This is a genomic window from Rathayibacter sp. PhB151 (assembly GCF_004366415.1).
Taxonomy (GTDB): Bacteria; Actinomycetota; Actinomycetes; order Actinomycetales; family Microbacteriaceae; genus Rathayibacter; species Rathayibacter festucae.
This window is the reverse complement of the sequence record NZ_SOEN01000011.1, coordinates 62,447-74,384: the sequence shown is the minus strand read 5'-3', so window position 1 is coordinate 74,384 and position 11,938 is coordinate 62,447. Positions and strand designations below refer to the sequence as shown.

Below are 11,938 nucleotides of genomic sequence, written 5' to 3'. Positions count from 1 at the left end.
CAGGCGCCCGTCGCGGGGCCCCGTGATGTGACGCGGGGCCTCGCGACGCTCTAGCCTGTCCCTCATGGTTTCCGACGCCGACGACTCCGCCGCCCTCCTCGCCGCCACGGAGAAGGAGGTCCTCGGCTGGCTCGAGTTCGGTGACGCCGCTCGCCATCTCGCCGACGACGTCGTCGCCTCCGGCTACCGACCCGAGCTGGTGGTGGCCATCGCGCGCGGCGGTCTTCTGCTCGCGGGCGCGGTCGCCTACGCGCTGGGCATCAAGAGCTGCGGTGCGCTGAACGTCGAGTTCTACACCGGCGTCGAGGCGCGGCTCGCGGCCCCCGTCGTCCTGCCGCCGCTGCTGGACGAGGCGTCTGTGCGCGGGAAGCGCATCCTCCTGGTCGACGACGTCTCCGACTCCGGCCACACCCTCGCCCTCTCGGTCGACCTGATCCGCGCGATGGGCGCCGAGGTGCAGACCGTCACCCTCTACACCAAGCCCCGCACGGTGCTCGAGCCCGACTTCTTCTGGCGGCGCACGCCGCGCTGGATCGTCTTCCCGTGGTCGGCTCTGCCCCCGGTGGCGGGAGCCCTCGCGGAGGACGGCGAGTGAGCGTCCACCTGATCGGCGGCGGTGGCGGCGTCGAGCACGACCAGCAGCTCTACGGCGCGTTCCTGGCGGAGGCGCACGACCGCGCCGTGGACGCCGGCCGCATCGAGGGCCCGCGGATCGCGATCGTCGTCGTGCACGACGGCCTCGGCCCCGAGGTCTACGCGGGCTGGGCCGCGACGCTCGCCACGGTCGGCAAGCTCCTCCCGTTCGCGGTGATGAAGCCCGAGGGCGGCCGGATCGACCCCGCGGTCTTCGACGACGTCGACGGGATCTTCGTCGGCGGCGGCCTCACCCCCGCCTACCGCGACGCGCTCGAGGCGTCCTTCCCGCGCCTGCGCGACCTCGTCTCCTCCGGAGTGCCGTACGCCGGCTACTCCGCGGGCGCCGCGGTCGCCGCCGACCGCGCGATCGTCGGCGGCGACCGCATCGGCGGAGTCGCTGTGGCGCCGGAGCTCGCGGCCGAGGAGCTGGACGAGGTGACGGTGCTCGAGGGCATCGGCCTGGTCGACGTCTCGATCGACGTGCACGCCGCGCAGTGGGGCACGCTCGGCCGCCTGGTCGCGGCCGTCGAGGCCGGACTGGTCGACGGCGGCGTCGCGATCGACGAGTCGACCGTGCTCACCGTCGGCACGGGCGCGCTGCGCGTCCGCGGCGCCGGCTCGGTCTGGCGCGCGAGCGCGGGCGAGGCCGGAGTGTCGGTCGCCACCCTCGCCGCGAGCTGAGCGTGGACCTGCAGGAGCTGGCCGGTGCCGGCCTGATCGACCGCGGCTGGGCCGAGGCGCTCGCCCCGGTCGCCGGCGACATCGCGGCGATGGGCGACTTCCTCCGCGCGGAGACCGCGGCCGGGCGGCCCTACCTCCCCGCCGGGGCGCAGGTGCTCCGCGCGTTCGCCGCGCCACTGGCGGACGTCCGCGTCCTGATCGTCGGGCAGGACCCGTATCCGACGCCCGGGCATCCGATCGGGCTGTCCTTCGCCGTCGATCGGCACGTCCGGCCGCTGCCGCGCAGTCTGCAGAACATCTACCGCGAGCTCCGCGAGGACCTCGGCGTCGCCCCGCCCGAGCACGGCGACCTCAGCGGCTGGACGCGCAGCGGCGTGCTGCTGCTCAACCGCGTCCTCACCGTCGCACCCGGCGCGCCCGCCTCGCACCGCGGCAAGGGCTGGGAGCGGGTCACCGAGCACGCGATCCGCACGCTGGTCGCCCGCGATCAGCCGCTCGTCGCGATCCTCTGGGGGCGCGACGCGGCGAACCTCCGGCCGCTGCTGGGCGACTCCGGCATCGTCGAGAGCGCCCACCCCAGCCCGCTGTCCGCGTCGCGCGGCTTCTTCGGCTCGCGCCCGTTCAGCCGCGCGAACGAGCTGCTCGCCGAGCGCGGGGCCGAGCCCGTCGACTGGGCGCTCCTGCCCTGAGCCTCGGTGCCCGCCGCCGCGGCCCGCCGCGCGTGCGGTGCTCCGCCACCCCGGCTACGCTGGCCCGGATCGCGGCCGCCGCCCGGGATCAGCGACGCCGACCACCACCGCCGAGAAGGAGCGAGATGCTCGAGGAAGAGTACGAGCAGCGCCGGGTCCTGCCGCCGCACCTGCGCCGGGCACCCGCCCCCGAGCCGGAGTTCTCCTTCGAGATCCGCGAGGCGCGCAGCGCGGACCTGCCGGACATCCAGGAGATCTACAACCACTACGTCCGGAACACCGTGGTGACCTTCGACGAGGACGACTCGACGCTGAAGGAGTGGCGCTCGAAGTTCGCGCGCAACCAGAAGCTCGGGCTGCCGTTCATCGTCGCCGTCTCGCCCTCGGGTCAGATCCTCGGCTACGCGATGGTGTCGCCGTGGTCGTCCAAGCGCGCCTACCGCTTCACGGTCGAGAACTCGATCTACCTGCGCGCCGCCTCGACAGGCAAGGGCCTCGGCAAGGCGCTGATGACCGAGCTGCTCGAGCGCGCGAAGGCCGTCGGCATCCGCCAGGTCATGGCCGTCATCGCGGACAAGGGGGCCGAGGCGTCGCTGACGATGCACGCGAAGTACGGCTTCGTCGAGGTCGGCCGGATGGGCCGCGTCGGCTTCAAGTTCGAGCGCTGGCTGAGCACCGTGCTGATGCAGAAGACGCTGAAGTAGCGCCACCCGCGTCTCTGCGAATGCGCCGGACTGCGGGGAACGGCGCGGGGTCCTTCCCTACACTTGTCGGCATGGAATGGCTCGTCCCGCTCATCGTCGTCGTCGTGCTCGTCGTGATCCTCGGGATCTACCTCTGGGCCACCTACAACTCCCTCGTCACGCTGAACGTCCGCGTCGACGAGGCCTGGAGCGACATCACCGTCCAGCTGAAGCGGAGGGCGGATCTGATCCCGAACGTCATCGACTCGGTGAAGGGCTACGCCTCGCACGAGCGGCAGGTGTTCGACTCGGTGACCCGTGCCCGCGCCGAGACGCTCTCCGCGCAGGGTCCGGCCGAGGCGTCCGCCGCCGAGGACCACATGCAGAAGGCGCTGAAGTCGATCTTCGCCGTCGCCGAGGCGTACCCGCAGCTGCAGGCGAGCCAGAACTTCCTGCAGCTGCAGGGCGAGCTGGTCGACTCCGAGGACAAGATCCAGTCGGCCCGCCGCTTCTACAACGGCGGCGTCCGCGAGATGAACACCAAGGTCACCGTCTTCCCCAACACGCTCTTCTCCCGCCGCCTCGGGTTCTCCGAGCGCGAGTTCTTCGAGGTCGGCGACCTCGCCGCCATCTCGGAGCCGCCCCGCGTCCAGTTCTGACGGCGCGGAGGAAGCGGCGCCCCGGCGGCGCCCCCCCTCATGCCGGTCGAGGAGCTGCGCGACGTCGCCCCCTCCTGCTGGTCGAGTAGCCCCGCAGGGGCGTATCGAGACCCACCGTCATCAACACGCCGGGTCTGCAGAATCGACTTCTGACGCTGGTGGATCTCGATACGCCCGCTGCGCGGGCTACTCGATCAGCATGTGCTTCTCGACCCGGCGTCAGCGCGTCGCCGCTCCCGCCGCGAGCGGCCCGCCGTCGAGCGTCGTGAGGTACTCGTCGAAGACGGGGGACGGGTCCGTGCCCGTCGCGACGGCGTCCACGAGGGCGCGCCGCACCAGGGCGAGCACGACCGTGGCGAGCACGGCCGCGCGCGGCTCGTCCGCCGCGGGGAGCCCCATCCGCTGCGCGATGCTCGGGGTGAGCGCCACCTCGCCGTCGTGCAGCGACTGCGCCCAGACCGCGCGCATGCCGGGCGTCTCGGTGAGCAGCGGCATCAGCCGCAGCGTCCGCTCGAGCTGCGGACCGGACGCGGCCGCGGCGAAGGCGGCGCCCAGCGCGGTGTTCAGCGACTCCGGCTCCGGCCGCGCGACGAGCTCGCGCGCCATCGCCGCGACGGCCGCGTAGAGCACGGGCCGCACGCAGTCCTCCTTGCCGCCGAGGTAGCGGTGGAAGGTGCGCAGCGAGATGCCGGCGGCGTGCGCCAGGTCGATCGAGCTGACGCCCTTCGTGGTCCCGCGCTCGAGCAGCAGGGCGACGCACTTCTCGGACAGGGCGAGCGCGATGGTGCCCTGCCGCTCCTGCGGACCGCTCATGCGAGGACCTCCCGGTGGCCGGTGGTGAGTGCGACGAGGAGCTCGGGCGCGAGGGTGCCGCGCCCGACGACGTCGATGGTCTCGAGCCCCTGCCAGCGCGCGGCGGCGACGAGCAGCGCGGTGAGGCGCTCGGCCGTGTCCGGCGGCGCTCCGGGCTCACGCCAGGCCGCCTGCACCCGCAGCACGCCGTTCTGCCGGTCGCTCTTGAGGTCGACGCGCGCCGCGATCACGTCGTCGAGCAGCACGGGCAGCACGTAGTAGCCGTGCACGCGCTGCGCCGCGGGGGTGTAGATCTCGATCCGGTAGTGGAAGTCGAAGAACAGCTCGGCGCGCGGGCGGTGCCAGACCACCGGGTCGAAGGGGGAGAGCAGTGCGTCGGCCCGCAGCTCGCGCGGTCGCCGCGCCGCCGTGTGCCGCCAGAGCGGCAGCGGGCGTCCCGACCGCTCCCAGCCGCGGACCTCGACCGGCACCAGCTCGCCCGCGTCGACGAGGTCGTGCACGGCCGCCAGCGTCGGCGCCTTCAGCAGCCGGTGGTAGTCGGCCAGATCGCCGAGCGTCCCGACGCCGAGCGCGAGGGCGGAGCGGCGCACCAGCTCGCGGACCGCGTCCTCGGTGGAGACCTCCGCCTCGAGCACCTCGCGGGGCAGCACCTGCTCGGCGAGCGCGTAGGAGCGCTCGAAGCGCGTGCGCCCCGCGGTCACCACCTCGCCCCAGCGGAAGAGCACCTCGAGCCCGCGCTTCATGTCGGACCAGCCCCACCACGGTCCGGTGCGGGTGTTGGCCTCGTGCTCGATCTCCGACGCGCGCAGCGGCCCGTCGGCGAGGGCCGCGCGCAGCCAGTCGAGCGTCGACCGGTTCTCGGCCGCCCAGCCCTCGTGCTCGGGCAGGCGCACGCGGCGGTAGTGCTCCATCCGCCAGCGGTAGAGCGGGAGGTCGGCGCGACGGATCAGCGCCGCCTCGTGCGCCCAGTACTCGAGGTAGTGGCCCTTCGGCGAGAACGCGACCGCGTCGAGGAGGGCGCGGTCGTAGGGGCCGAGCCGGGCGAGGACGGGGAGGTAGTGGCTCCGCTCGAAGACGTTGACCGAATCGAGCTGCAGCGGCCGGATCCGGTCGATCACGCCGAGGATCTGCCGCGTGCCGACCCGCGGCGGCGGGGCGGCACCGAAGCCCTGGGCGGCCAGGGCGATGCGGCGCGCGAGCGCGGGGCTGAGCTGCTCGGTCATGGTGCCCCCACGCTAGCGAAGGCCGCCGACATCGGCCGATCGGAGGCGATCCGGCTTCGGCGCCGAGTGTTCCCGTCCGGTTCATCCGGGCGGCCCCGGGATGTCGGGAGCCGCCCCTACGTTTCCCGAGGCGCCCGCAGGGGCCCACCCACCCGACTCCTGGAGGACTCTTGACGACCCAGCGCTTCCCCCGCGCCGGTGTGCTCGCCGCCGCGACCGCCGTTCTCGCTCTCACCCTGACCGCCTGCTCCGGCGACGCCGGTGCCTCGTCCGGCTCCGCGTCCGGCGACGTGTCCGTCGACGCCTCGACCGCGACCTCCGCCGCCGACCTCGGCGGGCTCGACGCCCTGGTCGAGGCCGCGAAGGCCGAGGGCGAGCTCAACGTGATCGCGCTGCCCGACAACTGGGCCAACTACGGCGAGCTCATCTCGGGCTTCGAGGACGAGTACGGCATCACCGTCAACTCGGCCGACCCCGACGTCTCCTCCGCCGAGGAGATCAGCACCGCGCAGAACCTGGCCGGCCAGGACACCGCTCCGGACGTCTTCGACCTCGGTGCCGCCGTCGCGCTCGCCAACACCGACCTGTTCGCGCCGTACAAGGTCGAGACCTGGGACGACATCCCCGAGGGCAACCGCGAGGAGACCGGCCTCTGGGTGAACGACTACACCGGCCTCATGTCGATCGGCTACGACGCCGACGCCGTGCCCGCGCCGGAGTCGCTCGACGACCTGCTCGGCGCCGACTACCGCGGCTCCGTCGCGATCAACGGCGACCCGACCCAGGCCGGTGCCGCGGCGGCCGCCGTGCAGCTCGCCGCCCTGCAGTCGGGCGGCTCGGCCGACGACGTCCAGCCCGGCATCGACTTCTTCGAGAAGCTGAACGACGCGGGCAACTTCCTGCCGCTGGATCCGACCGACGCGACCATCGCCTCCGGCGAGACCCCGGTCGTCTTCGACTGGAGCTACAACAACCTCGCCGCCGCGAAGGCGAACGAGGGCACGCGCGAGTGGACGACGACGGTGCTGCCCGGCACCGCGGTCGGCAGCTACTACAACCAGGCGATCAACGCCGACGCGCCGCACCCGGCCGCCGCGCGCCTCTGGCAGGAGTACCTCTACTCCGACGCCGCGCAGAACCTCTACCTCGCGGCCGGCGCCTACCCGGTGCGCCTGGCGGCCATGGTCGACGCCGGCACGGTGGACAAGGACGCCCTCGACGCCGTCGGCGCCGCTCCGGAGGACCTCGTCCAGTTCACCTCCGAGCAGACCGAGGCCGCCTCGGCCCTGCTGGCCGAGAAGTGGGGCGCGGCGATCCAGTGACGACCGCCGCCGTCCGCGCCGTTCCCGGGGCCCGCGCGCCCCGGGGACGGCGCGGTCTCCCCGCAGCGCTCGGCGTCGCTCCGTTCGCGGTGTACGTCCTGCTCTTCCTCGCCGTGCCGACCGTCCTCGCGGTCTGGACGGGCTTCGTGGACGGCGACGGCCGGCCGACGCTCGCGAACGTCGCGGCGCTGGGCGACCCGGTCGTCCTGTCCGCCTTCGGCGCCTCGCTCGGACTGTCGGCGCTCACCGCCGTCGTCGGCGCGGTCCTCGGCGGCATCGTCTGCCTCGCTCTGCTCGGCGCCGATCCGCGCGGTCCGCTGCGCACGATCGTCGACGCCGCCGCGAGCGTCCTCGCCCAGTTCGGCGGCGTGATGCTCGCCTTCGCCTTCATCGCGACGATCGGCGTGCAGGGCCTGGTCACGACCCTCCTGGCCGGCGCCGGCGTCGACCTCTACGCCGACGGCGTCTGGCTGTACCAGCTGCCCGGGCTGATCCTGCCCTACCTCTACTTCCAGGTGCCGCTGATGGTGCTGACCTTCCTGCCCGCCCTCGAGGGGCTGCGCCCCGAGTGGACCGAGGCGAACGCCGTGCTCGGCGGGGGAGCGGTGAGCTACTGGTGGCGCGTGGCGGTCCCCGTGCTCGCCCCCTCCTTCCTCGGCTCGGTGCTGCTGCTGTTCGCCAACGCGTTCTCCTCGTTCGCCACGGCCGCGGCACTGATCAGCCAGGGCGCGCAGATCGTGCCGCTGCAGATCCGCGCCGCGCTCGTCAGCGAGACGGTCCTCGGCCGGGAGAACCTGGCCGGCGCGCTCGCGCTCGGCATGCTCCTCGTGATGATCGTGCTGATGTCCGGCTACGCGCTGCTGCAGCGCCGGGCCCTGCGGTGGCAGCGATGACCCGCGCGCTGTCCCGCCTCGTCCTGGTCGTCACCGGCCTCGCCTTCGCGGTGCCCCTGATCGCGATGGCCGAGTTCACCCTCCGCGGCGCCGGCGGCTACGACCTCTCGCACTGGACCGCGATCCTCGACCCGGAGAACGAGCGCGGCTACCGCGCACTCTTCCAGGGCATCGGCAACTCGCTGATCCTCGCGGTGGTCACCGCCCTGATCGTGCTCGTGCTGCTGGTGCCGACGATGCTCCTCGTCGAGATCCGCCTGCCGGGCCTGCGCCGGGCGCTCGAGCTGGTCTGCCTGCTCCCGCTGACCGTCCCCGCGATCGTGCTGGTCGTCGGGCTGGCCCCGGTGTACTCGGTGATCACCCGGCTCGTCGGCTCGGCCCCCTGGACGCTCGCGCTCGCCTACGGCGTGCTCGTGCTGCCCTACGCCTACCGCGCGATCGCCGCGGACCTCGCCGGGCTCGACGCGATCACGCTCTCGGAGGCCGCGCGCTCGTTGGGCGCCGGCCCCTTCGGTGTGCTCGTCCGGGTGCTGCTGCCGAACCTCCGCCGCGGTCTGGTCGCCGCCGCGCTGATCACGGTCGCCGTGGTCCTCGGCGAGTACACCATCGCCTCGCTGCTCAGCCGCACGACGCTGCAGACCGGTCTCGTGCAGGTGTCGAAGCAGGACGCCTACGTCGCCGTGATCTTCTCCCTCCTCTCCCTCCTGTTCGCCTTCGCCCTGCTGCTCGGGATCGGCCGCCTCGCGCGGATCGGCCTCGTCGCGACCGGACGCCGCGCCTCGAAAGGCATCTCGTGACCGCGCCTTCCTCCCCGGGCGCCCGCGTCCGCTTCCTCGACGTCGCCCGGCACTTCGGCGCGGCGAAAGCCCTCGACGGCGTCTCGTTCGACGTGGCGCCCGGGGAGTTCATCGCCCTGCTCGGCCCCTCGGGCTGCGGCAAGACCACTGCTCTCCGCGCCCTCAGCGGGCTCGAGCGGATCGACTCCGGCCGCATCCTGGTCGACGAGCGCGACGTCGCCGATCTGCCGGTCGCCCGCCGCGACATGGGCATGGTCTTCCAGTCGTACTCGCTCTTCCCGCACCTGCGCGCGCGCGAGAACGTCGAGTTCGGCCTGCGCACCCGCGGCGTCGCGGCCAAGGAGCGCCGGACGGCCGCCCAGGACGCGCTCGACCTGGTCGGCCTCGGCGCCCTGGGCGACCGCTACGCGCACCAGCTCTCCGGCGGGCAGCAGCAGCGGGTGGCGCTGGCGCGGGCGCTCGTCACCCGCCCCCGGGTGCTGCTCCTGGACGAGCCGCTCTCCGCGCTGGACGCGAAGGTCCGCGTGCAGCTGCGCGACGAGATCAAGCGCCTGCAGTCCGAGATCGGCATCACCACCTTCTTCGTCACCCACGACCAGGAGGAGGCGCTCGCCGTCGCCGACCGGGTCGCGGTGATGAACGCGGGGCGGATCGAGCAGCTCGGCGCGCCGGAGGACCTCTACGCCCGGCCGTCGTCGTCGTTCGTCGCCCACTTCGTCGGCCTCTCGAACGTCGTGCCGGGGGTCGTCTCGAGCGGGGCGGTCTCCGTGCTCGGCGCGCGCCTGCCGCTGGTGGACAGCGCGGCCGTCGACGGCGCCGTCTCGGCGTTCCTCCGCCCCGAGGACATCGAGATCGTGCCGGGCGGTGCTCCGGGCGATCTGCCTGCCGTGGTCGTCGCCACCAGCTTCCTCGGCCCGGTGCGCCGCTCGACGGTCCGCACCGAGCAGGGGGACGAGCTCGTCGTCCAGCACGCGGCCGGGATCCGGCTCGAGCCGGGGGAGCGGGTCGGCCTCGCGCTCGCGCGGCGGCCGGTGGCCGTCCGCGCGGCCTCGTGAGCTGTCGCGGATTCCGCCCGCGGAATGCGGCGGGGATTAGTCTGGGCGGATGAGACTCGGCCGGTCCCGCCGCACGTCCGGCGCCCGCGACGCCGTCCGCGCCGCCGCGGCTCCCGAGCGGGCTCCGCAGCCCCGCCCGCTCGACCCGGACGCGGCCTTCGTCAGCACCGGGATGCGCATCGCCGGCGCCTGGGCCTGGCGGATCCTCGTGGTCGCCGGCGCCCTCGCCGTGATCGGCCTGCTGGTGATCGAGCTGCGGCTGATCGTCATCCCGCTGCTGCTCGCGATCGTCATCGCGGCGCTGCTCGTGCCGTTCTCGACGTTCCTGCAGCGGCACCACTGGCCCAAGTGGCTCGCGATCGTGGTGGCCGAGCTCGGCATCGTCCTGGTGATCGGCGGCCTGCTCTTCCTCGTCGTCACCCAGGTCACCTCCGGCTTCGACGACCTCAGCCGCCAGACCGTGCAGTCCTACGACGCCCTGAAGTCGTGGCTGCTCGAGGGCCCGCTGCACCTGACCGAGACCGACATCAACCAGTACGCGCAGCAGGCGCTCGCCGCCGTGCAGCAGGACTCGGGGATGCTGGTCAGCGGTGCCCTCAGCGTCGGCTCGACGGTCGGGCACGTGCTCACCGGCGTGCTGCTGACCCTGTTCTCGACCCTCTTCATCCTGATCGACGGTCCGAACATCTGGCGCTGGGTCGTGCGGCTCTTCCCGCACCGCGCCCGGAGCGCCGTCGACGGGGCCGGCCGCGCGGGCTGGATCACGCTGACCAACTTCGTGAAGGTGCAGATCCTGGTCGCCTTCGTCGACGCGGTGGGCATCGGGCTCGGCTCGTTCCTGCTCGGCGTCCCGCTCGCGATCCCGATCGGCGTGCTGGTCTTCCTCGGCTCCTTCGTGCCCGTGATCGGCGCGGTCGTCACCGGTGCGCTGGCCGTCTTCATCGCCCTGGTCTACAACGGACCGGTCATCGCGCTGATCCTGCTGATCGTCGTCCTCGGCGTGCAGCAGCTGGAGGGGCACATCCTCCAGCCCCTGATCATGGGCTCCGCCGTCAAGGTGCACCCGCTCGCCGTCGTCCTCGCGGTCGCCGGCGGCTCGATCGTCGCGGGCATCGCGGGCGCGTTCTTCGCGGTCCCCGTGGTCGCGACCCTCAACGTCATGGTCAATTACGTCGCGAGCGGAGCCTGGCGCTCGCCGACCCGAACCCCCGAGAGAGTTGCCGAAGAGCATGCAGACTAGCCGCGTCGTCGGACCGACCCTGAGCGAGTTCGAGGCGGCCCGAACCGTCCTCGCCCCCGTCATCGCGAACACCCCGATGGAGACGAGCACCTTCCTCGCCGAGGTCCTCGGCTCGCCCGTCTTCCTCAAGTGCGAGAACCTGCAGCGCACCGGCTCGTACAAGATCCGCGGCGCCGTGTTCCGGCTCTCGCACCTCACCCCCGAGGAGCGGGAGCGCGGCGTCGTCGCCGCCTCGGCCGGCAACCACGCGCAGGGTGTCGCCTTCGCGGCGCGCGAGCTCGGCATCAAGGCGACGATCTTCATGCCGATCGGCGTCGCGCTGCCCAAGCTCGCGGCGACCCGCGACTACGGCGCGGAGGTGGTGCTCAGCGGGCACATCTTCAACGAGGCCCTCGCAGCGGCGGCCGAGTTCGCCGAGCGCACGGGCGCGGTCTTCATCCCGCCCTACGACCACCCCGACGTGATCACGGGTCAGGGCACCATCGGCCTGGAGATCCTCGAGCAGGCCCCCGGCGTCGAGACGCTCGTCGTCCCCATCGGCGGCGGCGGGCTCATCGCGGGCGTCGCGTCGGCCGCGAAGCAGAAGGCCGCCCAGGAGGGCCGCACGCTGCGCGTCATCGGCGTCCAGGCCGCGAACGCCGCGCCCTACCCGCTCTCGCTCGCGGCCGGCGAGCCGATCGCCATCACGATCTCGCCCACCATCGCCGACGGCATCGCGGTCGCGAAGCCCGGCCAGCTGAACTTCGAGATCATCCGCGAGGTCGTCGACGAGGTCGTCACCGTCGAGGACGACGACACCGCCCGGGCGCTGCTGGTGCTGCTCGAGCGCGCGAAGCTCGTCGTCGAGCCGGCCGGAGCCGTCGGCATCGCCGCGATCCTCACCGGCAAGATCCGGAACGCGGGCCGCACCGCCGTCATCCTCTCCGGCGGCAACATCGATCCGCTGATGATGGAGCGGGTGATCAGCCGGGGCCTCGCCGCCTCCGAGCGCTACCTGAAGATGAGCATCGGCCTGCCGGACCGGCCGGGTCAGCTCGCGCGGATCGCCGACCTGATCTCGGAGGCCAACGCCAACGTCGTCGAGGTGCTGCACACCCGGCACGGCCGCGGCCTGCAGATCAGCGAGGTCGAGCTCGAGATCAGCGTCGAGACCCGCGGCCCCGAGCACGCCGACCGCGTCCTCCAGGTCCTCCGCGACGCCGGCTACAGCCCCCGCCTCTCCCGCGGCTAGCCCTCCAAAAACGCGA

At 73.1% G+C, this 11,938-nt stretch carries 13 protein-coding genes; 11 read left to right on the top strand and 2 right to left on the bottom strand.

The features are described 5' to 3' along the window. Positions 1–64 precede the first annotated feature (64 nt). The 5 genes from EDF35_RS18485 (at position 65) to EDF35_RS18465 (ending at position 3,348) form a co-directional block, all read left to right on the top strand. Positions 65–595, top strand: a complete 531-nt coding sequence (locus EDF35_RS18485) for a phosphoribosyltransferase (protein WP_123731958.1) — start codon at positions 65–67, stop codon at positions 593–595. Continuing rightward, complete coding sequence (locus EDF35_RS18480; RefSeq protein WP_133963388.1) at positions 592–1,317, top strand: Type 1 glutamine amidotransferase-like domain-containing protein; 726 nt, start codon at positions 592–594, stop codon at positions 1,315–1,317. The genes EDF35_RS18485 and EDF35_RS18480 overlap by 4 nt, the downstream gene beginning before the upstream one ends. Beyond that, positions 1,314–2,006 carry a uracil-DNA glycosylase gene (locus EDF35_RS18475; protein ID WP_133963434.1) on the top strand — a complete coding sequence of 231 codons (693 nt, stop codon included), beginning with the start codon at positions 1,314–1,316 and terminating at the stop codon, positions 2,004–2,006. Before EDF35_RS18480 ends, EDF35_RS18475 begins: the two co-directional genes overlap by 4 nt. Before the next feature lie 125 nt (positions 2,007–2,131). Beyond that, complete coding sequence (locus EDF35_RS18470) at positions 2,132–2,710, top strand: GNAT family N-acetyltransferase (protein WP_123702722.1); 579 nt, start codon at positions 2,132–2,134, stop codon at positions 2,708–2,710. Between the two features lie 71 nt (positions 2,711–2,781). Continuing rightward, positions 2,782–3,348, top strand: a complete 567-nt coding sequence (locus EDF35_RS18465) for a LemA family protein (RefSeq protein WP_123702724.1) — start codon at positions 2,782–2,784, stop codon at positions 3,346–3,348. Positions 3,349–3,567: 219 nt separating this feature from the next. Here the strand turns inward: EDF35_RS18465 and EDF35_RS18460 are convergent, their stop codons facing one another. Beyond that, positions 3,568–4,161, bottom strand: a complete 594-nt coding sequence (locus tag EDF35_RS18460) for a TetR/AcrR family transcriptional regulator (protein WP_133963387.1) — start codon at positions 4,159–4,161, stop codon at positions 3,568–3,570. Next, positions 4,158–5,384: a crosslink repair DNA glycosylase YcaQ family protein gene (locus tag EDF35_RS18455; protein WP_133963386.1), complete on the bottom strand. Its 1,227-nt coding sequence runs from the start codon at positions 5,382–5,384 to the stop codon at positions 4,158–4,160. Before EDF35_RS18455 ends, EDF35_RS18460 begins: the two co-directional genes overlap by 4 nt. Before the next feature lie 170 nt (positions 5,385–5,554). Between EDF35_RS18455 and EDF35_RS18450 the strand changes: the two genes are divergently transcribed. Genes EDF35_RS18450 through ilvA form a run of 6 tightly spaced genes read left to right on the top strand, consistent with a single transcriptional unit; the run spans position 5,555 to position 11,922 of the window. After that, positions 5,555–6,706 carry an extracellular solute-binding protein gene (locus EDF35_RS18450; protein ID WP_133963385.1) on the top strand — a complete coding sequence of 384 codons (1,152 nt, stop codon included), beginning with the start codon at positions 5,555–5,557 and terminating at the stop codon, positions 6,704–6,706. Next, positions 6,703–7,599 (top strand): ABC transporter permease, encoded by an 897-nt coding sequence (locus EDF35_RS18445; protein ID WP_133963384.1) that lies wholly within the window; start codon positions 6,703–6,705, stop codon positions 7,597–7,599. Before EDF35_RS18450 ends, EDF35_RS18445 begins: the two co-directional genes overlap by 4 nt. Next, complete coding sequence (locus EDF35_RS18440; protein WP_133963383.1) at positions 7,596–8,396, top strand: ABC transporter permease subunit; 801 nt, start codon at positions 7,596–7,598, stop codon at positions 8,394–8,396. The genes EDF35_RS18445 and EDF35_RS18440 overlap by 4 nt, the downstream gene beginning before the upstream one ends. Next, positions 8,393–9,451, top strand: a complete 1,059-nt coding sequence (locus EDF35_RS18435) for an ABC transporter ATP-binding protein (protein ID WP_133963382.1) — start codon at positions 8,393–8,395, stop codon at positions 9,449–9,451. Before EDF35_RS18440 ends, EDF35_RS18435 begins: the two co-directional genes overlap by 4 nt. A gap of 49 nt (positions 9,452–9,500) precedes the next feature. After that, a complete protein-coding gene (locus tag EDF35_RS18430) occupies positions 9,501–10,691 on the top strand; it encodes an AI-2E family transporter (protein ID WP_123702736.1) in 1,191 nt (396 codons plus the stop codon). Further along, a complete protein-coding gene (ilvA, locus tag EDF35_RS18425; protein ID WP_123731965.1) occupies positions 10,681–11,922 on the top strand; it encodes a threonine ammonia-lyase in 1,242 nt (413 codons plus the stop codon). The genes EDF35_RS18430 and ilvA overlap by 11 nt, the downstream gene beginning before the upstream one ends. The last annotated feature ends 16 nt before the right edge of the window (positions 11,923–11,938 follow it).